We start from the raw sequence: 21808 nt of genomic DNA, 5'->3' as shown, positions 1-21808 counted from the left end.
CCGCATCCTTATAATCAGCCGCCACAGACACAGGATTTTAGAGGGCCTTCACTTGACGAACTTCACCATCGACTTTGCAAAACTGAGTATGGATGATGTCGACAAGGTCGGCGGTAAAAATGCATCGCTCGGTGAGATGATCGGGTCGCTCACCGATGCCGGTGTCAGTGTGCCGGGGGGCTTCGCCACCAATGCAGAAGCCTACCGGGCTTTTCTTGCCCAGGGGCAGTTGGCGCAGCGTATTGCCGAGCGCCTGAGGGGGCTGGATGTCAGTGATGTCACGGCCCTTGCCCAAGTCGGTGCGGAGATCCGCAACTGGATTTTGCAAACGCCGCTTCCCGCGCAACTGGAGAGGGAAATTCGCGCAGGCTATGAGGCCTTGGGCGGTGGCCAGACCGCCGTTGCGGTGCGCTCTTCGGCCACTGCAGAGGACTTGCCGGACGCCTCTTTTGCCGGGCAGCAGGAAACCTTCCTGAATATCCGCGGTATCGAATCAGTGCTGCAGGCGGTGAAAAGGGTCTTTGCTTCTCTTTATAATGACCGCGCCATTGCCTATCGGGAGCACACCGGTTACGGGAATATGGGGGTGGCTCTCTGTGCCGGTATCCAGCATATGGTGCGCAGTGAAACTGGTGCTGCCGGTGTGATGTTTACCCTGGATACCGAGAGTGGTTTTCGCGATGTGATTTTTATTACCGCGGCATTTGGCCTGGGGGAAACGGTGGTGCAGGGTGCGGTAAACCCCGATGAATTTTATCTTTACAAGCCCGCGCTGGATGCGGGCCGTCCGGCGATTTTGCGCCGCAACCGGGGTAGCAAGGCAATCAAAATGGTCTACGGCGAGTGTGGCGAGTGCGGCTACTCGGTAAAGACAGTTCAGGTGGCGCAAGAAGATTGCCAGCGCTTTGCTCTCAATGATGAGGAGTTGACCCGCCTGGCGCTGCAGGCGCGCAAAATTGAACAGCACTACGGTCGTCCGATGGATATTGAATGGGCCAAGGATGGGGATAGCGGCGAGCTGTTTATCATTCAGGCGCGTCCGGAAACGGTGCGCTCCCGCGACATGGGCACCAGCATTGAACGCTACAGCCTGCAGGAACGCGGAGAAGTGTTGTGCGAAGGCCGTGCCATCGGCCAGCGTATCGGTACCGGCCGCGTGCGCAAACTGATTTCTGCCAGGGGAATGGCAGAGATGCAGGATGGAGAAGTCCTGGTGACCGATATGACCGATCCGGACTGGGAGCCGATTCTGAAAAAGGCCGGTGCAATCGTCACCAATCGCGGTGGCCGCACCTGCCATGCGGCAATTCTGGCGCGGGAGCTGGGTATTCCAGCGGTGGTGGGCTGCCGCAATGCCACTGAGATCCTGCAAAACGGCACCCCGGTAACTGTGTCATGTGCAGAGGGGGATACCGGCTTTGTGATGTCCGGTGAGCTGAACTTTCGGCGCGAGGAGGCCGAGGTCAGCGATATGCCCAAGCTGCCTTTTAACATTATGCTCAATGTGGGCAACCCTGATCGCGCCTTTGCCTTCAGTCGTGTGCCCAACCGGGGTGTCGGTTTGGCGCGCCTTGAGTTTATCCTGAACCGCATGATCGGTATCCACCCAAAAGCACTGTTGGAGCTGGATAGTCTGCCTCAGGATCTGCAAGTGAATATCCGTGAGCGTATCGGCGGCTATCCCTCTCCGGAAGACTTTATTGTGGAAAAACTGGTGGAAGGGATTGCCACTCTGGCGGCCGCCTTTACACCCAATCCCGTAATCGTACGTTTGTCGGACTTCAAATCCAATGAATACGCTCACCTGGTGGGAGGACAGCTATACGAACCCAGTGAAGAGAACCCGATGCTGGGGTTTCGCGGCGCAGCGCGTTATCGCTCCAAGGATTTTTGTCAGTGCTTCGCTCTGGAGTGTCGCGCCCTGAAAAAAGTCCGCGATGCAATGGGCCTGACCAATGTGCAGATCATGGTACCTTTCGTGCGTACGCCCGAGGAGGCAGAGGAAGTCATCCACTTGCTTGCAGAGAATGGCTTGCGCCGTGGCGAAGATGGCCTGCGGGTGATCATGATGTGTGAATTGCCCTCCAATGCCCTGTTGGCGGAAGATTTCCTTCAGCACTTTGATGGTTTCTCCATAGGTTCCAATGATCTGACCCAGCTGACACTGGGGATTGATCGGGATTCCGGCCTGGTGGCAGATTTGTTCGATGAACGCAACCCTGCGGTCAAGGTATTGTTGTCTCGTACTATCCAGGCTTGTAAGAAAGCTGGAAAATATGTGGGGATTTGCGGTCAGGGCCCGTCGGACCACAAGGATTTCGCCCGCTGGCTGGTGGATGAGGGAATAGATAGTATTTCCCTGAATCCCGATACTGCTGTGGACACCTGGCTATATTTGGCCAGTAAAGAAGGCTAGGTTTTTCTTTCATGCGGCCAGTTTGGGCCGCTTTTTCATTTTAGGAACCGTGTTTCAATAGTTGATTTTTTTACCGAATAAAGATTCGTTATGCTGATAATTTAGAAGTTTGTTGCCCTTTGCTGTGAAATTATCAGATTTTTTCCTGCAATCTTTGTGTGAGACTTTGCCATCACACACTACCGAAAAAATACATTCCACTATCACCGCCCGCCTAGAGAAGAATTCAATCTAACTGTCAACGGCTGCCTCAATAAAATCGGAAGAGTCTTAGGATTATGCGTAAGTTGGGTAGAAGTGCGCATTTTGCTTTGAAGCCGAGTCATTGCAAGAAGAGGCCTCCGCCGCCGATGCACTTCAATCGGTGTAGGCTGGACTTTCTGACTGTCCGCCCGCCGGATCAAAGCGGAGAGAGTTGATGAGGTGAGCCATGCACACAAGCAGACAGTTACAAATCCCCATACTATACATCTTTACGGTGTTGTGCCTGATCGTGTTTTTGGCGGTGCCCCCGGCAATGGCAAAACCCCGGGGTGTCAACTGGTTCGATGACCGGGCCGCAGCCAGAGGCGGCAGTCCCTCAATTAAAATTGATTTGAGCGAGCAGCGTGCCTATTTGTACAAAGGCGGCAGGCTGGTAGGGGTTTCCAAGGTCTCTTCCGGCAAGCGTGGATACGGTACCAGGCCGGGGTATTTCCGGGTGCTGTCAAAACATCCCTACCATCGCTCGACCATTTATGGGAGCTTTGTCAGCAAGCGCACCGGCAGAGTGGTGAGATCCAATGTGAATACCCGCAGGCATCGCCGTCCCGCCGGAACCGTTTATCGCGGAGCCAGAATGAACAACTATATTCGCTTCAACGGTGGTATCGGCATGCATGCTTCCGGCCATGTGCCCAATTATCCCGCCTCTCATGGCTGTGTGCGGATGCCACCGCATATGGCAAGAAAGTTTTACCGGCATGTGCGTGTCGGCACACCGGTGCGTGTCACCCGCTGACAAGATTTTCGACAGCGAAGGTTTGGCCGGGCATTATCCACAAAGGTGATGCCCGGTATTTATTGGTATCGCTGCTGCTGTTGTTTCGGTAAGGTTATCATTTCTGTTCATATTATTATAATGAGATGCCTTATGTCAGTGTCGACGCCCGATCTGTGCGATGCCCACAGTCAAGATGTGCAGGTGGTTGAGCCCTTTTTTATCAATTATGGTGGCCGAGAGCGCTTCGGTGGACAAATCGTTACCGTCAAATGCTTTGAGGATAACTCCCTGGTGCGCGAACTGGTGGCGGAGCCGGGTCGCGGAAAAGTGCTGGTGGTGGATGCCGGCGGTTCCATGCGCTGCGCCTGCCTGGGGGATAGGCTTGCGGAGCAAGCAGTAGGCAACGCCTGGGAGGGTATTGTGGTATTCGGGTGTATCCGCGATGTGGACGAAATATCAGCGCTGGATCTGGGAGTACAGGCTCTGGGCAGCCACCCTATGAAAACGGAAAAGAAGGGCGTCGGTGAGAGAGAGATCACCGTAGCATTTGGCGGAGTGACTTTCTATCCGGGTCATTATCTTTACGCGGACAACAATGGCATCATTGTCGCCACAAAGCCACTGCTCTGAAGTTTCCCTGTGGTTCACTCACCGGTTTCGGGGTACATTGTTATTTCGGGCTGATACGGATTCTCTGGGGCGGCGGACCTGGAGGGCGGCCCCTGCCGCCAGGGCCTCTTCCCAAGGCGAAATACTGCCTTGTCGCGCCAATCCGGCCCAGTCGTATATTCCCTCCGGCTGTCAAACTGTATAAGAAATCGTCACCTATCATTGTCCTGTGATACCTCTCAATGACCCGGGGGGAAATGGCAGGGTATTTCGCTGTCTCGACCACCATGGAAGGTAAATATGGGCGAATTGCGCAAGAAATTCTTTACCGCGCCACTTTTGAAAACCATCAAGCGGGTTCTCCCTTCGATTTCCGCTACCGAGCGCGAGGCGATGGAAGCCGGGGAAGTTTGGTGGGATGCCCAGTTGCTATCGGGGAAACCGGATTGGAATCAATTGCTGGACATGGGGCCTCCGGAACTGAATGCGGAAGAGCGGGCATTTCTGGAGGGTCCGGTGGAAGAACTCTGTCATATGGTGAACGATTGGCAGATCAGCTTTGTAGACCACAATATCCCCGAGCATGTATGGGATTTCCTGCGTAAACACCGCTTTTTCGGCATTATTATTCCTAAGAAATATGGCGGTCTCGGCTTTTCTCCTTCCGCGCATGCGGAAATAGTTACCAAAATCTCTACCCGCAGTACCTGTGTGGGGGTGACTGTGATGGTGCCCAACTCCCTGGGGCCTGGGGAACTGCTGCTCTCCCACGGGACCCAGGCGCAGAGAGATTACTATCTTCCCCGCCTGGCCGATGGCACTGATATCCCCTGTTTCGCCCTGACCAGTCCCCAGGCAGGCTCTGACGCTGCCTCCATGGTGGATCGTGGTGAGGTGTGTTACGGGGAGCACGAGGGCGAGAAAGTCCTCGGAATGCGCGTCAACTGGCACAAACGCTATATTACCCTGGGCCCCATCGCCACAATACTGGGCCTGGCCTTTAAACTCTATGATCCACAGCATATCCTCGGCGATAAGGAGGCGCTTGGTATCACCGTTGCCCTGGTACCCACCGATACCCCTGGAATCACCATCGGCCAGCGGCACCTGCCAGCCATGCAGTCTTTTCAGAATGGCCCCAACTGGGGCAAAGATGTGTTTATTCCCATGGAATGGATTATCGGTGGGAAGGAGAATGTGGGCAAAGGCTGGGAAATGCTGATGAGTGCGCTTGCTGCCGGGCGTGGCATCTCTCTCCCTTCGCTGTCAATGGGTGGCGCGAAAATGGCTGCCCGGACCACCGGGGCCTATGCGCGCGTGCGAGAACAGTTCAATGTGCCCGTGGGGCGCTTTGAGGGGGTACAGCGGCGCTTGGCTGAAATTGCCGCTATCGCTTTTGTACTGGATAGCGCCCACAAAACAACAACCCGGGCTTTGGATGAGGGACGCAAGCCCGCGGTCATTACCGCAATTATGAAAGCCAATGCCACCTCTGCGTTGCGCCAGGCGATCAATGACGCCATGGACATCCATGCGGGCAAGGCCATTATGGACGGCCCTTCTAACTACCTTGGCAATGTCTACCGGGCCATCCCGGTGGCGATTACCGTGGAAGGGGCCAATCTGCTGACCCGCAGCCTGATGATATTTGGTCAGGGTGCCATACGCTGCCACCCTTATTTACTGGATGAGATACTCGCAGCAGAAAATCCCGATACCAAAGCGGGGCTGGATCAGCTCGATACGCTCCTGCCAAAACACTTCTGGTTCCAGCTCAAGACCCTGTTTCGCGGTGTGTTCCACGGTTGGACGGTGGGCCTGTTTGCCAGTAGTCCCCGCAATGTGGGTGGGGCAGCCAAATACTACCGGCAGTTGAACCGGTATTCTGCGGTACTGACCCTGGTGACTGAAATTTCCCTGATGACTCTTGGAGGAGAGCTGAAAAGAAAAGAATTGATCTCCTATCGTCTCGGGGATGTACTCAGCCAACTCTATTTGTTGAGCTGCACCCTGAAGCGCTTTTACGACGATGGTAACCCCAAAGATGACCTGCCCCTACTGGAATTCGCTATGCGCGATGGATTACATAAAATTGAAATCAATCTGCTGGAGGTTTTTCAGAATTTCCCGCGCCCCTTCTTCGGGCAGTTAATGCGATTTCTGGTCATGCCCTGGGGGCATAGTGTCCATACGGCTTCGGACCGCCAGGCCCGCGCTTGTGCTGAACTCTTGCTGGCCCCGTCGACAACCCGGGACAGGCTGACTTGTGGTGTCTATCCCGGCAATCCCGGCGATGGTGTTGATATTGTCGAGCAGGCGTTTGTCAAGGTGTGCGCTACAGAGCAGGCACGCGACAAACTGAAAAAAGGCGGGATACGCGTGTTGAGCAGGGAATCGGTAGAGGAGGGTTTACAGTGCAACCTGATCAGCGATGAGGAAGCATGTGCCCTGAAAGAAGCCGCGGATGCGGTGGATCGTGCGATTCAGGTCGATCACTTTGAGCACTTGGGAGAGCATAGCGGCCGCCCGGGCTAAAGAAGTGCGGGTGTAGTTATCCATGCAAACCCCTTTCAGAAAAATCCCCCGGCGCTTCAGCACCGTCGAGCCATGTATTGACGCGCTGCTGGAAAAAGCGGGCAAGCAAATCGTGTTGGGCCTGCCCCTGGGGATCGGCAAGGCCAACCACTTTGCCAATGCCCTCTACGCCCGTGCGGCTGCCGACCCCTCGATTTCCCTGACCATATTCACCGCCCTTACCCTGGAGCGCCCCAGGGGGACAGCGATATACTGCGCCGTTTTATCCAGCCTTTGCTGGATCGTCTCTACAGTCAGTATCAGGATCTCGCGTACGCTTCCGCTCGCCGCAGGCAACAGTTGCCGAGCAATATCGAGGTGATCGAATTTTTTATGGCGCCGGGTGCACTGCTGGGAAATGACTATGCACAGCAACATTATGCCAGTGTCAATTACACCCAGGTGCCGGAGGCGCTTTTGAGTAGTGGTGTGAATGTGATTGCCCAGATGGTGTCGCCAGCCGAGGATCGTGCGCGTTTCAGCCTGAGCTGTAATTCTGATTTGACACTGCCGTTTTTGAAACTGAGCAACGCCCGCGATAACCATCCATTGATTCTAGTGGGCGAGGTCAACCCACAGCTGCCCTATATAACCGGCACCAGCGAGGTGGATGCAACCGAGTTTGATTTTTTGTTGGAGGGGGCCACTTTTGATACGCCGCTGTTTGCGGCTCCAGCGATGCCGGTGAGTTTTACCGAATACAGTATCGGCGTACATATCGCCAGTCTGATCGCAGATGGTGGCACCCTGCAGCTGGGCATTGGCGCTCTCGGGGATGCGGTGTGCCACGCTCTGCGTTTGCGCCATTTAGAAAATGGACTTTACCGGCGCTTGATCGAAGAACTGAACCGTCACAAGTCCCCGGTCTGCGGTGCGGCATTGACACCCATGGCGGAACCCTTTCAGCAGGGGCTATACGCTGTCAGCGAGATGCTTCCCCATGGATTTTTGCACCTGCGGCGAGCCGGAATACTCACCCGTGAAGTCTATGCTGATGCTGCCCTGCAAGCCCTGCTGGATCGGGATGAAATCACCCATACGGTGAACGAGGAGACCCTGCTGGCCCTGAAGAAATGTGGCCGCATCTCTTGTCCCCTGACCCCGGAGGATACCGAGTTCCTGCAGCGCTTTGGCATTGTCGATGCGAGCTACAGCTGGCGCGGGCATAAGTTGCTGACACCTGACGGGGAGGAAGAGGAGTGTGATCTGCACAGTGAGCATGGTCGCAGGCGTTTGATAGGGGAGTGCCTCAACAGGAAACTGTTGGGGGGGACCTGGTTGCACGGTGGGTTCTATCTGGGGCCGGAATTGATGTATCGGGAGCTTCGCGACCTGCCCCCCAGGGAGCTGGCCGGCATTGATATGACCGGAATCGATTTCACCAATGATTTGCAGTCCCAGCGAGCATTGAAGCGAGCCCAGCGCCGACAGGCGCGTTTCGTGAACTCGGCTATGATGGTGACTTTGGGTGGCGCGGTTGTCTCCGATGGCCTTGTGGACAACCAGGTGGTGAGCGGTGTAGGTGGTCAGTATAATTTTGTTGCCCAGGCGTTTGAACTGCCTGGTGCACGCTCGATTATCGCTTTGCCGAGCACTCGATACCACGATGGTATCTGTTCAAGCAATATCGTGTGGGAATATCCCCATACTACCATCCCCAGACACCTGCGCGACGTGGTGGTCACCGAGTATGGAGCTGTGGACCTGCGCGGCAAGACGGACCGGGATGTGATGGTGTCCATGCTCAGTATCTGCGATGCCCGATTCCAGCCAGTTTTGCTGGAACAGGCCAAGCACGCGGGGAAAATTGAAAAAGACTTTATCATTCCCGCGGCATTCAACAACAACACGCCCGGGCATATCCGCAAAATTTTCACGGATAAAAAATGTCTGGCAATGCTGCCTTATTATCCCCTGGGCACCGATTTTACCAATGAAGAGGCTCTGCTTGCGGTGGCCTTGGAGCAGCTAAAAGCGGCGGATCGACGCTGGTGGCGGATGTTATTGGCCGTCATCCGGGGGCGGAGCGTCTGGCACGACAAATCCAAGGGTGCCGAGCATATCCAACGCTGTCTAACGCGTATGGGCTACGATCACACCGAAACATACGAACACCGCTTGGAAGCCTATGTGGTTGCTAGCGCTTTGCGGGATTTCGTCGATACGAGGCGGCCGTTGTATTGGGAGTAACCGTCTATTGGCCCCGCTGCTGCGCCTGGATGGCTGTGAGCGCTATGGTGTAGACGATGTCATCCACCAGGGCGCCCCGGGACAGGTCATTGACCGGTTTACGCAACCCCTGCAGCATGGGTCCTATGCTCACCAGATCCGCACTGCGCTGCACAGCTTTGTAGGTTGTATTGCCGGTGTTCAAGTCGGGAAAAATAAACACCGTTGCGCGTCCGGCCACCGGGCTGTACGGAGCCTTTTGTGCGGCGACGGTTTTGATGAGGGCGGCGTCGTACTGCAAGGGTCCATCGATAATCAGCTTGGGTCGCTGTTGCCTGGCAATTTTAGTGGCTTCGCGCACCTTGTCGACATCCGAACCGCTGCCCGAGGTTCCGGTGGAATAACTGATCATGGCCACGCGCGGCTCAATACCAAAGGCCGCGGCGGAATCCGCGGACTGGATCGCTATAGCGGCCAGCTGTTCTGCATTGGGGTCCGGATTGATGGCGCAGTCCCCGTATACCAGCACCTGCTCCGGCAGCAGCATAAAAAATATGGATGAGACCAATGGCTCGCCGGGGGCGGCCTTAATCAGCTGCAGGGCGGGGCGGATGGTGTTGGCCGTGGTGTGTATGGCCCCGGACACCAGGCCGTCCACCTCATCTAGTGCCAGCATCATGGTGCCCAGTACCACATTATCCCGCAGTTGTTCCTGTGCCACTACCTGGGTCAAGCCCTTTTTTCTGCGCAGGGTGACCATGGGTTCCACATAGCGTTCTCGCACTTCTGCAGGATTGACAATCTGCACCTGGTCACTGAGTCTGAGTCCCTGCTGCTCAGCAACTCTCTGGATGGTTTTGGCATTCCCCAGCAGTATTGTCTGGGCAATACCCCGCTCACTGCAGATCAGAGCCGCTTTGATGGTGCGCGGCTCTTCCCCTTCCGGCAGCGCGATGCGTTTTGGCGAGCGGCGCGCCAGTTCGGTGAGATGATAGCGAAAAGCTGACGGAGACATACGTCGGGGACGGCTGGAAGCCTGGCTGAGGGAGCGTACCCAGTTTTCATCCAGGTGGCTGGCAAAAAAATCCTGCACCCGGTTGACCCGCTCCCGGTCGTCTGCCGGTGTGCGCAGGTTGAAGGTCTGCAATTCCATTACCGTTCGCCAAGTATTGGCGCCTACAAGGAGGATTGGTAAGCCGGTTTCCATTGCCGGAGTGCAGATTTTGAACAATGCACGATCCATCTGGTAACCGCCAGTGAGCAAGAGACAGCCGATCTTCACTCCATTCATTACAGCCAGACAAGCACCGGCAACGACATCGGGCCTGTCTGCCGAGGTCACCAGCATGGCCCCCGGTGTAAAGCGCCTGAGCATATTGGCCAGGGAGCGGGAGCAAAAGGTCACGCTGCGCAATCGCCGGGATTCCAGTTCCCCGCGGTTGATGATCTGAGCATCGAAGTGTCGGGCCAGATCCAGTGCTCGCGGTGCGAGCAGATCAGCATTCCAGGGGATACAGCCCACAATCCGCAGGGAAACCTGCCGGTAAAGGGCCTCTTTGGTGATGGAGGAGGCGCTTTCCTGGAGTGCCTCCCCCTGGGGCGGCATGCCGGCGTGGGCACCAGGGGTATCCGAATGGTGGAGAGGGGCGCCGATTTTATTGATGATACAGCCCACCACCCGGTTGGCATCCCCTCCGCCGAAAGAGCGCACTGCAAACTCCAGCCGCTCTTTTAGCTGTTTGGCGGCGCCGCCTGGAGGACAGGTCACCAGTACCACCTCTGCGTCGAGGGTTTTGGCAATCTGGTGGTTGAGCTGGTTGGAGAACTGGCTGTTGCTGCTGGGTAGAATACCTTCAACCACAATCACTTCCGCCTGACTGCTGCCACTTTGGTAGCGCGCCAGTATCTCTTCCAGCAGCTCGGGCATTTTTCCGGTGGATACCTGGGTCTCGGCATATTGAGCACTGAAGGGGGGCGGGCTCTCCAGGTTGGCATTGTGTCGCAATATTTCCGTGGTGCGCTCTGTGGCGCCGTTCGGGGAGGGTTCTGTGACGGGTTTGAAAAACTGCACTTCCACCCGGTTGCGTTCCAGTGCGCGAATCAGGCCGAGACTGACTGAGGTCATGCCCACGCCCGCTCCCACAGGGACCAGCATAAGGGTACGGGCATTGTGCGGCATGCCTAGGCTGCCCCCAGTGCCAGTTGGGCGGCATCCCTGGCGATCACCCACTCTTCCCGGGTCGGGATCACCAGAACCTCCGGGGTATTTTGCCGTGAAATCCGCCCCTCGGCACCAAAGCGTATTTTTTCATTGAGCGCCGGGTCCAACTGATAGGCGTGGCCATTCAGCCAGTCGGTTGTTCGAGTGCGTACCCAGGCGGAGTTCTCACCGATTCCTCCCGTAAATACCAGTGCAGTGACCTGGTGCAGGGGAATAGTGTAGGCGGCAATGTATTTGGCCAGCCGGTAGCAAAATACCTCCAGGGCCAGACGAGCGCCGGTATGCCCGCCCTCTGCAGCCTGCTCTAGTGCACGGCAGTCATTGCTGAGCTCGGAGAGGCCTCTCATTCCGCTTTCCCGATTGAGTAGTTGCTCGATTTCGTCCAGGGAATAGTTCAATGTCCGCCCCAAATACAGCAACAGTCCCGGGTCCAGATCACCGCAGCGAGTACCCATGACCAGTCCCTCCAGTGGGGTCAGGCCCATACTGGTATCCACGCTCTGGCCACCTTTGATAGCAGCAATAGAGGCACCGTTGCCCAGGTGCGCCGAAATAACGTTGATCTCCGGTACAGGCTTGCGCAGCAGTTGAGCGGTGCGTTCACTGATATAGCGATGGCTGCTGCCGTGCATACCATAGCGGCGGATATGATGTTGTTGGTAAAGCCTGTAAGGGAGCGCATATAGGTAGGCGTAGTCCGGCATACTCTGGTGGAAAGCTGTGTCGAACACGGCAACTTGTGATACTTGGGGGAATGCGGCAAGGGCTGCTTGAATACCCTCTAGGGCGACAGGGTTATGTAATGGGGCCAGTTCACAGCAGGATCGGATTGCAGATAACACCTCCTCGTCAATCAGAACCGAACTGGCGAAAAGCTCTCCGCCATGGACCACCCGGTGGCCGATGGCAAGCAGCCGCTCTCTCAATTCCGACCACTGTCTATCAAACCGGTCGACAAGAATCCGAATCACGGTGGTGTAGTCGTCATCTCGATCAAGCTGTTGTGTCTCATTCTGGGCTCGGTAGCGCCATACCAGCTTTGCTGTGGTCCCCCCCAGGGCGTTTGCCTGACCACACAGGAATTCCTTCCCGGATTCGGGGTCAAGTACGGCAAACTTGAGTGAAGAGCTGCCGCAATTGAGAATCAGCACCAGGTCGGGTTCGAGCATAGAGCAAGTGTTTCAACGGGATACCCCCTAAGGCTAGACAAAATGAGACCGAGGGTTCCACCAGGAGAAATCACAGTTGGCGACTTCAAACAGTATCGTTGACGCCATAGCAGGCCTGGGGCTGGGCGCCCATTTGGAACCCCGCAGTGCTGTACAGTCATGCCTCCGGTACTCTTGAGGTGATCCTGAATAAACTGGGGATCAGTCCTCTTGTGGGATCAATGGTACCGGCTTCAAAGCGCGGTGTGATGAAGGTGTCGCAGCCCTGGTTTGCTCTGACAGACACTGCCGATAGGCTTTAAATGCAATCCCAATAGCAAATGCTCAATCAATATAGGCTCGGTATATTGCCACGCACGGTTTCGGGTCTTCAAAAGGAATTGTAGATGCAGATTGACAATATATTTACAATATGACAATATGGTAAAAATGAAGCGAACAATTGAAGGCGAAGCGTTGACTGCCCTGATCCTTGAGACCTTTCGGCTGAACGGGGTGTTATTGGCAGCGGGTAACAAATTGACCAAGCCAATGGGCATGACGAGCGCTCGATGGCAGGTAATGGGGGCTATCGACGAATGGGGGCAGCCACTCACGGTTGCCCAGATAGCCAGGAGGATGGGACTGGCTCGTCAAGGTGTGCAGCGCATTGTCAATGATCTCGAGGATCAGGGGCTGGTTACTTTGGAGGAAAACCTTGATCACAAACGTTCGCCGTTTGTCACAATCAGCGAGGCCGGGCATGCGGTCATGATTGAAATTGGCAAAGCACAAGCCGCTTGGGTTAACGCACTGGCAGAGGGGCTGAGTGAGCAAGGTATCCGAGACGCGCTCAAGCTTTTGGAAATCGTTCGTGATCGCACAGAGCAAACAGGTGTTTGAAACAACGGTAAAAGGAAATGAATGATGGCAAGATTCGAAGAGCTCAATGACAAGGTCAGTCTGGCCGAGCAAATGCAGACAAACGAAGACGGTTCCATCGTACTCATCAACGTCTTCACCGTCGATCCAGCCGAGGAAGAAGCCCTGCTTGCGGCGTGGAAACACGATGCAGACTTTATGCGTGCACAACCCGGTTATATCTCCACACAATTGCACAAAGCCATTGGCGGCAGCGGAACCTTCGTAAATTACGCGATATGGGAAAGCGTGGACAGTTTCCGCAACGCATTTACAAGCCCGGAGTTTCAGAAGCGCATTGGCGGTTACCCTGAAAGCGCTATTGCCTCCCCGCATTTGTTCAAAAAGCTCGCCGTGCCCGGCCACTGTGTAGCCTAATCAAAGGAACGAAGTGTCACTCAAAAGCACATCAGAGCAATACGGCACGGTTGCTGTGGCCATTCCTGGCTCAGTGCTCTGCTCGTCGTTGTAGTGATCGGTTCGGGCTTTCGAGCAGGCGCAATGGAGGATGCAGCCGCTTTGCGAGTGCATGTCCCGATAGGTGTGGTGATTCTTTTGCTGACACTGGTACGCATCGGCTGGTGGTGCTTTATGGACTATAAACCCGCTTCAGTGCCCATGCCCAGTTGGCAGGATCATGCATCCCGAGCCGTCCATATCCTGTTTTATGTGGTCATTCTCGGTACGGTTGCCAGCGGTATCGGCATGGTGATTCTATCGGGTGCCGGCCCAATCATCTTCGGCGGAGACCTGGCGACTCTGACCGATTTGTTCGATTATCCACCGCGCAGGCCGCATGGTATCGGTGCCCGCGTTATCATCGTGCTGCTGATCCTACATGTCGGCGCAGCGCTCTATCACCATCTATTGAAGCGGGACCAACTGCTGCGACGCATGTGGTTCGGAGCCAGATAGCAATGACAAAGAGCAGAGTACACGCTATTGCCGGAGTTGTAGGTTTCCTTATGATTGCTACATTCTGGACCTCGACAGTGATTTCAGAGCTGACCGGTCACCAGGCGGCCATTACGGCTGTTAAGAATGGCATTGTTTGGGGCATGCTTGTGCTGATCCCCTCTATGGTGATTGCCGGAGGCTCCGGGATGTCTTTGGGCCAGAGACGCGGCGATCAAGGTGTTGTGGCGAAGAAAAAGCGGATGCCGATCATTGCATTGAACGGCCTGATCGTCTTGCTGCCGTCAGCCGTTTTTTTGGCCTCGAAAGCAAACGCGGGCTCTTTTGATAGCGTTTTCTATGCTGTCCAGACATTGGAGCTCATTGCCGGCGCGACGAATCTGACCTTGATGGGGCTCAATATCCGCGATGGTTTGCGCCTCACAGGCCGGATCGCTTCGCCCAGTGCTGGGGTCGCTCAAAGTTCGGCGTCAATCGTGCTACGCAAGAATGGCCCCGCAATCATCAGTGGCGTAGAGGATTTCATCGACGCAGACGGTGCGGCCCTAGCCACCCAGGCCACAATGACACTGTGCCGCTGCGGTGCATCAAAGAACAAACCCTATTGCGACGGTTCACATACCCGTGTGGGATACTTAGATGGGAAATCGCCTGAACGCACAATCGATGAACTCTCTAGGTACAGGGGCAGGGAAATAAACATCCTTTACAATCGGTTGCTCTGTTCCAAAGCCTATGAATGTGGCCGGCGCCTCGAAGCGGTATTCGATACAACGCGTGACCCGTGGATAGACCCGGACAAAGGTTCGGTTGCTGAAATACTTGATGTTATACGCGCCTGCCCCTCCGGTGCATTGGGGTACGAACAAAATGGCGAAGGTCTGCGCCACGAGGTGCCGTCCGGCACTGCAATTGAGGCGGAGGCAAGCGGGCCTTATCGTGTGCGCAATGTCGCACTGGCCAATGCGGTATGGTGCGAGGGGGCATGCGAGAATAAATACGCACTTTGCCGTTGTGGCGCGTCAAAGAATAAACCGTTTTGCGACGGATCGCATGTCGCCGAGGGTTTTACTGATGGAGAGGGAAGTGCGTAATAGGGCTTATGGCCACGGGTGATTCACTGTCTCGGGACGCACTCCCCCGGTTGAATTTTTCGGAAATGGATCAGCAATAAAAGGCGGCTTGCGCCACCTTTTATTGCTTCTGGAGAACATCGCAACCGGTTTATCCGAACTGGTTCATGGTGTTGTCTTTGCCTGCGGCTTTTAGAGCGGCTTCACCCGCGAAGTACTCTTTGTGGTCATCGCCGATGTCGGAACCCGCCATATTCTGGTGCTTCACACAGGCGATACCCTGTCGGATCTCCTTGCGCTGGACATTTTTCACATAACCCAGCATGCCCTGCTCACCGAAGTATTCCCTGGCCAGATTGTCGGTCGACAGAGCTGCAGTGTGGTAGGTGGGCAGGGTGATCAGATGATGGAAGATGCCGGCATCACGGGCGGCGTCGGCCTGGAAGGTACGAATTTTCTCATCGGCAGCGATGGACAGTTCGCTATCATCATACTCTGCGCGCATCAGGTTGTCGCGGTCGTAGGCGGATACATCTCTGCCCTCTTCAGCCCAGGCATCGAATACCTGCTGGCGGAAATTTAGGGTCCAATTGAAAGAGGGGCTGTTATTGTAAACCAGCTTCGCATCCGGCACGGCCTTGCGGATCTCGTCCATCATGCCGCCAATCTGGCGGACATGGGGTTTTTCGGTTTCGATCCAGATCAGATCGGCACCGTTTTGCAAGGCGGTGATACTGTCCAGGATACAGCGCGCTTCACCGGTGCCTTTGCGAAACTGGAACAGGTTGGAGGCCAGGCGTTTTGGACGCAATAGTTTGCCATCGCGGTTAATGACAACATCGCCATTGGCAAGCTCGGAGGCCTCAATTTCCTCGCAGTCCAGGAAGGCATTGTACTGGTCACCCAGGTCGCCGGGTGTTTTGGTCACGGCAATTTGCTTGGTCAGGCCGGCGCCCAGGGAGTCAGTGCGCGCAACGATGAGCCCATTGTCTACACCCAGCTCCAAAAATGCGTAGCGCACGGCGCGGATCTTGGCCAGGAATTCTTCGTGCGGGACGGTGACCTTGCCATCCTGGTGGCCGCACTGCTTTTCGTCGGAGACCTGGTTTTCGATCTGAATACAGCAAGCGCCTGCCTCGATCATTTTCTTGGCCAGCAGGTAAGTGGCCTCGGCGTTACCAAAACCCGCGTCTATGTCGGCGATGATGGGCACAATATGGGTCTGATGGTTGTCGATTTTGTCCCGAGCGGCCTTCTCGGCTTCCTTGTCTCCGGATTCCCGGGCGGCATCCAGCGCACGAAATAGGTCGTTCAGTTCACGGGCATCTGCCTGGCGCAGGAAGGTGTACAGCTCCTCAATCAGGTGCGCTACTGCGGTCTTCTCGTGCATGGACTGGTCGGGCAGGGGACCGAACTCACTGCGCAACGCGGCAACCATCCAGCCCGACAGGTACAGGTAGCGGCGATCGGTATTGCCATTGAAATGCTTCTTGATGGCAATCATCTTCTGCTGGCCAATGAAACCGTGCCAACAGCCCAGTGACTGAGTGTACTTTGTGGGGTCCCTGTCGTAGTTCTCCATGTCGGCACGCATGATGTCGGCAGTGTATCTGGCAATATCCAGGCCGTGCTTGAACTTATTCTGGGCACGCATACGCGCAACGGATTCCGGGTCGATTGCATCCCAGGTGCCTCCGTGGTTTTCACGGAGCCTGGCTATCGCATCGATATCTTGAGTGTATGTGGCCATGACAGCATTTCCTTAAAACGGTGACTGCAATTAGGTGTTGAGTATCTTAGGGGGCATGGCATAATTTGCCTAATTTATTGATTTTATTTTCACTATCAATTTGGCGAATGATCTATGCAACTGGAAAGAGCGGACCTGAATCTGCTGGTCTACCTGGATGTACTGCTGCGTGAACGCAACGTCACCCGTGCGGCCAATTACCTGGGGCTCTCCCAGCCGGCCATGAGTAATGGTCTCAAGCGCCTGCGTGAACAGTTCGACGACCCGCTGCTGGTGCGCACACGGGAAGGCATGATGCCTACAGAGCGGGCCCTGGAGCTGCAGCCCATGGTGCGCGAGGCCCTCTCCTCCATCGACCGGGTGATACAGCCAAACCGGGATTTCAACCCGGCCAATACCCGCAGGACCTTTCGCATCATGGCAAGCGATTATGCAGAATCAACTCTGATTCCCCCCCTGCTCAGGCAACTGCGGCAGGATGCCCCCGGTATCAGCCTGGATATCATGACACCCAGTGATGTGAGTTTCGTGGATGTGGAGCAGGGCAAGGTTGACATGGTGATCAACCGCTTTGACAGCATGCCGCAGAGTTTTCACCAGGCAACAGTATGGCGGGACAGCTTTTCCTGTGTGATGCGCACCGATAATCCGATTCTCGAGGACTACAATCTGCAAAGCTACTTAAAGGCGCAGCATATCTGGGTGAGCAAGACCGGTATGGGCGTCGGCGTGGGGGTAAACCCCGAGGATGTTCAGCGACTGGGTTGGGTGGATGAGGCAATCAATCGCCTGGGGGAAAAGCGGGATATTTCTGTGTTCACCCGTCATTACCAAGTGGCCATGTTGCTGGCGGAGCAGAGCGACCTGATTGTGACGGTGCCCACCCGTCTGGCACAGTTGGCCAGTGATAATCCCAGGGTGGTTCGCCGTAATCCGCCACTGGGGATTCCGCCGCTGGAGCTGAAAATGGCCTGGAGCCCGCTACTGCAGCAGAGCGTTCCCCATCGCTGGCTGCGGCGCCTGATTCTGGATATTGGTCGGGCGCTCTGAGCGATCTACAGAGTGCGATTGCGAACCGGCGGTGTTTTCCTTTCGGTTTCCTGCCGCAGTGCCAATGGAAAAAATTGACTCTGTGAATAGTGGAAATTGCGCCTATTAATTAGCAGGATGGGGAAATGACTGTATAGAATGCCGATATTCCAACGATCAGTGAGAGGCCCAGGGTATGACGGAACGAATACAAATCGGCGATCTGCAAATCGCAACGGTGCTCTACCATCTGATCTGCGAGGAGGTGATTCCGGGAACCGGGATCAGCACCGATGTTTTCTGGGCTGAATTTGAATCGGTTGTGCGCGATCTAGCCCCGGTCAACCGAGCCCTGCTGGAAAAGCGTGACAAATTGCAGGCAACCCTCGACCGCTGGTACGGCGAAAATCCCGGTGGCTTTCGCGACCTGGATGGTTACCGCGCGTATCTGGAGAAAATCGGCTACCTGGTCGATGAGCCCACAAACGTCACTGCCAGCACCGAGAATGTTGACCCGGAAATTGCCACCCTGGCCGGCCCGCAGCTGGTAGTGCCGGTGATGAATGCCCGCTATGCCCTCAATGCCGCCAATGCGCGCTGGGGTAGCCTGTACGACGCCCTCTATGGTACCGACGTGATCAGCGAAGAGGGCGGTGCGGAAAAGGGTACCCAGTACAATCCTGTGCGCGGTGCCAGAGTGATTGAATACGCCCGCTGTTTCCTCGACCAGTCCGCCCCGCTCACCTGTGGCAGCCACAGGGAGGTTGTGCAATACCGTGTGAATGGCCCCCTGCTGGAAATGGAACTGGACAACGGTGATATCGCCACGCTGAAAGACAGCAAGCAGTTTGCCGGTTATCACGGCGACAGCGAAGAGCCCAGCGCCATCCTGCTCAAGCAGCACGGGCTGCACTTTGAAATCCAGGTCGATCGCGCAAGTTCCATCGGCAGGTCCGACATTGCCGGAATCAAGGACGTGCTGATGGAGTCAGCTCTGACCACCATCATGGACTGCGAAGACTCTGTTGCTGCGGTAGATGCCGAAGACAAGGTTGTGGTTTATCGCAACTGGCTCGGTCTGATGAAGGGGGATCTGAAAGAAACCATTCATAAGGGCGGTACCACTTTCGAGCGCAAACTCAATGCGGATCGTGTGTACACAAGCCCAAACGGGAATCAGCGCATCCTGCCCGGCCGCAGTTTGATGTTCGTGCGCAACGTGGGACACCTGATGACCAGTGATGCCATTTTGTTTGGCGATGGCGAGGAAATTCCGGAGGGGATACTCGATGGCATGATCACCAGCCTGATCGCATTGCACGATCTGCGCGGCGAAAGCACATGCCAGAATTCCCGTACCGGCAGCATCTATATTGTAAAACCGAAGATGCATGGCCCGGAAGAGGTGGCGTTTGCCAATACTCTGTTCAACCGCATCGAAGATGTTCTCGCCTTGCCGCGCAACACGGTCAAAATGGGTATTATGGACGAGGAGCGCCGCACCACGGTGAACCTGAAAGCTTGTATCGCCGAAGCCAGGGAGCGGGTGGTATTTATCAACACCGGCTTCCTGGATCGCACTGGTGATGAAATCCACACCTCCATGCTCGCAGGCCCCATGATCCGCAAGGGCGATATGAAAGAGTCCACCTGGATCAAGGCCTACGAAGAGTGGAATGTGGATGTGGGTCTCAACAGCGGTCTCAAAGGCAGGGCACAGATTGGCAAAGGTATGTGGCCTATCCCCGACCAGATGTCAGCCATGATGCACGCCAAGCTGGCCCACCCCATGGCCGGTGCCAACACCGCCTGGGTACCATCGCCCACCGCAGCCACCCTGCACGCGCTGCATTATCACAAGGTGGACGTCAATCGTCGCCAGGAAGAGATTCAACATCGCCATCACGCCAAGTTGGAAGATATTCTCACCCTGCCGGTAGCGGAAGCCCCCACTTGGAGCGCCAGGGATATCCAGTTGGAGCTGGACAATAACGCCCAGGGCATTCTCGGTTACGTCGTGCGCTGGGTAGAGCAGGGTATAGGCTGCTCCAAGGTGCCGGATATCAACGATGTTGGCCTGATGGAAGACCGTGCAACCCTGCGTATTTCCTCTCAGCATATTGCCAACTGGCTCAAGCACGGTATCGTCAGCGAGGAGCAGGTGCGCAAAACCCTGGAGCGCATGGCCGCTGTTGTGGATCGCCAGAATGCAGGTGATCCCAACTACCGCAATATGGCACCCGACTTCCACAAGAGCATCGCCTTCCAGGCCGCCTGTGAACTGGTGTTTGAGGGCTGTGCCCAACCAAATGGGTACACGGAGCCGGTGCTGCATCGCCGCAGGCGGGAGTTTAAAGCGTTGAACCCTTGATGCCGGGCTCGATGATGAAAACCTGAGCCCATTGGTCCACCAGAATCTTTGATATTGCATCGGTTGTTGGTAATACTGGGCTTCAGCTGTAATAGCGTGCAGCTTGCAGTGAAATCGGTGCTGGACAAAACCAGTCGACCCATGCGCCCTATAAACCGGGCAACTCCTGCAGTGCGTGCGACTCCGGCGATAGTTTGTTCCGTGAAGTTGGGGACATTTACAATACCAGTGTCAGCAAGCATTTTTTGCGCTGACCACCCACGTTGTACCGGTGATATAGCCTGCATCAGTCAGGTGAGTAAACCCAAAGATTTGGACAATCGCGGTAGCCCGTACTGATGTGGCTATAGAATGGTTGGTGCTTTTGCCACTTTTGGCAGCCAGCAGTGTATCAATTTCGCCAGTACCCTTGGCAAGTACTGGCAAAGTGGAGACCCTTCCGATCTCTCCCTCTCGAAATCATCTACAAAGATCTTCAGCATGTCGCTGGTCCCTCCTTTGCTTTTTGTGAATTTGCAAATAGTAGTGGCAAAGTCTGCGATGGGTAGTTTTCTTAGCATGTGTGAGTGTAGATAGATAAATCGGGGAAATTTTGTATTGAATGGCCTGGGTATCAGTGCAAAAACCAGAATAACTGATGGCGCATTTATGGAGGTCCAAGCCCAATACCTGTTGTATGGATAAGAGGGAGCTGTTTATACCTATTTGCGGCACAGGCGCACTGACCCAACCTGTGAAGATGATAGGCCATTAGCAAAATGCAATCCAAGTTCATCACTTGGGCATTGCGCTTCTCTGAAGTGCAATGGTTTATGTTAGCGCTTAATTAAATAGAGAGTTTGTTGTGCTGAAAGATGCCAGTTTTGACCATAAAGAGAATCAGGAAGTAGTTTGTTCATATGATTTTCTTAGGCACTTTTGACATTATAGGGCTGGGTATGTCTGGCATAAGTAATCGACCTGTATTTCATGATGGGTTATTGACTGCGTTTTAATTAGGGAATGAAAAGACAAGAGTGGCACAGTAATGAAAATGGCCATTTGCCTGAGGCGCTTAATACTAGGTTTGATATACCCCCCGTATAGAGGGGTTATTGTGTTTGGGTCAGCTTAGGGTAATTTGTTTCTCTACAGTCAGTGTGAAATGGAGAAAGAACCGAGAAGGCGTCCAATTTATCAAACTGCGTGTGACTTGTTAAAATTTCTCAGAAATTGAAATAATCCCTATATTATTCTTCGTTTTGCATAATTTTTTAAATGTATTCTAAAATGCTCAAGCAGTAACTCTGAGTGCTAAATTTATACAAAAATATAAGCTGGAGGGTATCACCACAATCGTTGAACGCACCAATGATCACTTTGACATCCTTCCACCCATAGCTTTCTTGCATTTCCAGTATTTCCTGTCTTTAGGGGGTATCAACTGTTTTGCCGTGATTTAGAAAAAAGGGTGCGGTGTGGTTGTGAACAGTTGGGATAAAGAATTTTGTTAGTCTGGCTTCGTCTTGATCCCTTGATTCTTTAAAGGGCGCTTTTACGTGCTTGTGGCGCCTGGGTGGACATTTGTAGTTATTAAATCCAAAGAGGAACTTTTAACCTGTATAACGATTACATTACTGACTAAATATGC

Annotated in this window: 15 protein-coding genes; 12 read left to right on the top strand and 3 right to left on the bottom strand. The window is 54.8% G+C overall.

Features of this window, described 5'->3' with window-relative positions; translation table 11 throughout:
• Nucleotides 1-52 precede the first annotated feature (52 nt).
• The 6 genes from ppsA (at nucleotide 53) to M8T91_RS11155 (ending at nucleotide 8771) form a co-directional block, all read left to right on the top strand.
• Nucleotides 53-2416 (top strand): phosphoenolpyruvate synthase, encoded by a 2364-nt coding sequence (gene ppsA / locus M8T91_RS11180; protein ID WP_301414241.1) that lies wholly within the window; start codon nucleotides 53-55, stop codon nucleotides 2414-2416.
• Between the two features lie 430 nt (nucleotides 2417-2846).
• On the top strand, nucleotides 2847-3416 hold the full coding sequence (locus M8T91_RS11175) for a L,D-transpeptidase family protein (RefSeq protein WP_301414240.1): 570 nt from the start codon (nucleotides 2847-2849) through the stop codon (nucleotides 3414-3416).
• 132 nt (nucleotides 3417-3548) lie between these two features.
• Nucleotides 3549-4028 carry a ribonuclease E activity regulator RraA gene (gene rraA / locus M8T91_RS11170; protein WP_301414239.1) on the top strand — a complete coding sequence of 160 codons (480 nt, stop codon included), beginning with the start codon at nucleotides 3549-3551 and terminating at the stop codon, nucleotides 4026-4028.
• A 279-nt stretch (nucleotides 4029-4307) separates the two neighbouring features.
• Nucleotides 4308-6542 (top strand): acyl-CoA dehydrogenase, encoded by a 2235-nt coding sequence (locus tag M8T91_RS11165; protein ID WP_301414238.1) that lies wholly within the window; start codon nucleotides 4308-4310, stop codon nucleotides 6540-6542.
• 22 nt (nucleotides 6543-6564) lie between these two features.
• Entirely contained in the window at nucleotides 6565-6903 is a 339-nt protein-coding gene (locus M8T91_RS11160; RefSeq protein ID WP_301414237.1) for a hypothetical protein, read from the top strand.
• Complete coding sequence (locus tag M8T91_RS11155) at nucleotides 6900-8771, top strand: acetyl-CoA hydrolase/transferase C-terminal domain-containing protein (protein ID WP_301414236.1); 1872 nt, start codon at nucleotides 6900-6902, stop codon at nucleotides 8769-8771. Before M8T91_RS11160 ends, M8T91_RS11155 begins: the two co-directional genes overlap by 4 nt.
• A 4-nt stretch (nucleotides 8772-8775) precedes the next feature.
• On the opposite strand, the gene pta is transcribed toward M8T91_RS11155, so the two are convergent.
• Together pta and M8T91_RS11145 are read right to left on the bottom strand one after the other, a co-directional pair.
• The gene (gene pta / locus M8T91_RS11150; protein ID WP_301414235.1) at nucleotides 8776-10929 is read right to left on the bottom strand and encodes a phosphate acetyltransferase; all 2154 of its coding nucleotides are present in this window, start codon (nucleotides 10927-10929) and stop codon (nucleotides 8776-8778) included.
• Between the two features lie 2 nt (nucleotides 10930-10931).
• The gene (locus tag M8T91_RS11145) at nucleotides 10932-12140 is read right to left on the bottom strand and encodes an acetate kinase (protein ID WP_301414234.1); all 1209 of its coding nucleotides are present in this window, start codon (nucleotides 12138-12140) and stop codon (nucleotides 10932-10934) included.
• 429 nt (nucleotides 12141-12569) lie between these two features.
• On the opposite strand from M8T91_RS11145, the gene M8T91_RS11140 reads away from it, so the two are divergent.
• The 4 genes from M8T91_RS11140 to M8T91_RS11125 all read left to right on the top strand — a co-directional run bounded on the left by M8T91_RS11140 (nucleotide 12570) and on the right by M8T91_RS11125 (nucleotide 15049).
• Complete coding sequence (locus tag M8T91_RS11140; protein WP_301414233.1) at nucleotides 12570-13022, top strand: MarR family winged helix-turn-helix transcriptional regulator; 453 nt, start codon at nucleotides 12570-12572, stop codon at nucleotides 13020-13022.
• A 21-nt stretch (nucleotides 13023-13043) separates the two neighbouring features.
• On the top strand, nucleotides 13044-13418 hold the full coding sequence (locus tag M8T91_RS11135) for an antibiotic biosynthesis monooxygenase family protein (RefSeq protein ID WP_301414232.1): 375 nt from the start codon (nucleotides 13044-13046) through the stop codon (nucleotides 13416-13418).
• A gap of 123 nt (nucleotides 13419-13541) precedes the next feature.
• A complete protein-coding gene (locus M8T91_RS11130) occupies nucleotides 13542-13955 on the top strand; it encodes a cytochrome b (protein WP_301414231.1) in 414 nt (137 codons plus the stop codon).
• A 50-nt stretch (nucleotides 13956-14005) separates the two neighbouring features.
• Nucleotides 14006-15049 carry a CDGSH iron-sulfur domain-containing protein gene (locus M8T91_RS11125; protein ID WP_301414230.1) on the top strand — a complete coding sequence of 348 codons (1044 nt, stop codon included), beginning with the start codon at nucleotides 14006-14008 and terminating at the stop codon, nucleotides 15047-15049.
• Nucleotides 15050-15179: 130 nt separating this feature from the next.
• On the opposite strand, the gene M8T91_RS11120 is transcribed toward M8T91_RS11125, so the two are convergent.
• Nucleotides 15180-16778 (bottom strand): isocitrate lyase, encoded by a 1599-nt coding sequence (locus tag M8T91_RS11120; protein WP_301414229.1) that lies wholly within the window; start codon nucleotides 16776-16778, stop codon nucleotides 15180-15182.
• A gap of 114 nt (nucleotides 16779-16892) precedes the next feature.
• Between M8T91_RS11120 and M8T91_RS11115 the strand changes: the two genes are divergently transcribed.
• Entirely contained in the window at nucleotides 16893-17828 is a 936-nt protein-coding gene (locus tag M8T91_RS11115; protein WP_301414228.1) for a LysR family transcriptional regulator, read from the top strand.
• A 175-nt stretch (nucleotides 17829-18003) separates the two neighbouring features.
• The gene (locus M8T91_RS11110; protein ID WP_301414227.1) at nucleotides 18004-20178 is read left to right on the top strand and encodes a malate synthase G; all 2175 of its coding nucleotides are present in this window, start codon (nucleotides 18004-18006) and stop codon (nucleotides 20176-20178) included.
• Nucleotides 20179-21808: the final 1630 nt, after the last annotated feature.

Source organism: Microbulbifer sp. MI-G (assembly GCF_030440425.1).
Lineage (GTDB): Bacteria > Pseudomonadota > Gammaproteobacteria > Pseudomonadales > Cellvibrionaceae > Microbulbifer > Microbulbifer spongiae.
Note: the sequence above shows the minus strand (reverse complement) of the source record. Positions and strands in the feature narration are given on the sequence as shown.

What these genes read in the sequence shown, in the direction of transcription:
- M8T91_RS11175 (WP_301414240.1), top strand. Translation starts at nt 2,847, where the DNA reads ATGCACACAAGCAGACAGTTACAAATCCCCATACTATACATCTTTACG.
- rraA (WP_301414239.1), top strand. Translation starts at nt 3,549, where the DNA reads ATGTCAGTGTCGACGCCCGATCTGTGCGATGCCCACAGTCAAGATGTG.
- M8T91_RS11165 (WP_301414238.1), top strand. Translation starts at nt 4,308, where the DNA reads ATGGGCGAATTGCGCAAGAAATTCTTTACCGCGCCACTTTTGAAAACC.
- M8T91_RS11160 (WP_301414237.1), top strand. Translation starts at nt 6,565, where the DNA reads ATGCAAACCCCTTTCAGAAAAATCCCCCGGCGCTTCAGCACCGTCGAG.
- pta (WP_301414235.1), bottom strand. Translation starts at nt 10,929, where the DNA reads ATGCCGCACAATGCCCGTACCCTTATGCTGGTCCCTGTGGGAGCGGGC.
- M8T91_RS11145 (WP_301414234.1), bottom strand. Translation starts at nt 12,140, where the DNA reads ATGCTCGAACCCGACCTGGTGCTGATTCTCAATTGCGGCAGCTCTTCA.
- M8T91_RS11140 (WP_301414233.1), top strand. Translation starts at nt 12,570, where the DNA reads ATGAAGCGAACAATTGAAGGCGAAGCGTTGACTGCCCTGATCCTTGAG.
- M8T91_RS11135 (WP_301414232.1), top strand. Translation starts at nt 13,044, where the DNA reads ATGATGGCAAGATTCGAAGAGCTCAATGACAAGGTCAGTCTGGCCGAG.
- M8T91_RS11130 (WP_301414231.1), top strand. Translation starts at nt 13,542, where the DNA reads ATGGAGGATGCAGCCGCTTTGCGAGTGCATGTCCCGATAGGTGTGGTG.
- M8T91_RS11125 (WP_301414230.1), top strand. Translation starts at nt 14,006, where the DNA reads ATGATTGCTACATTCTGGACCTCGACAGTGATTTCAGAGCTGACCGGT.
- M8T91_RS11120 (WP_301414229.1), bottom strand. Translation starts at nt 16,778, where the DNA reads ATGGCCACATACACTCAAGATATCGATGCGATAGCCAGGCTCCGTGAA.
- M8T91_RS11115 (WP_301414228.1), top strand. Translation starts at nt 16,893, where the DNA reads ATGCAACTGGAAAGAGCGGACCTGAATCTGCTGGTCTACCTGGATGTA.
- M8T91_RS11110 (WP_301414227.1), top strand. Translation starts at nt 18,004, where the DNA reads ATGACGGAACGAATACAAATCGGCGATCTGCAAATCGCAACGGTGCTC.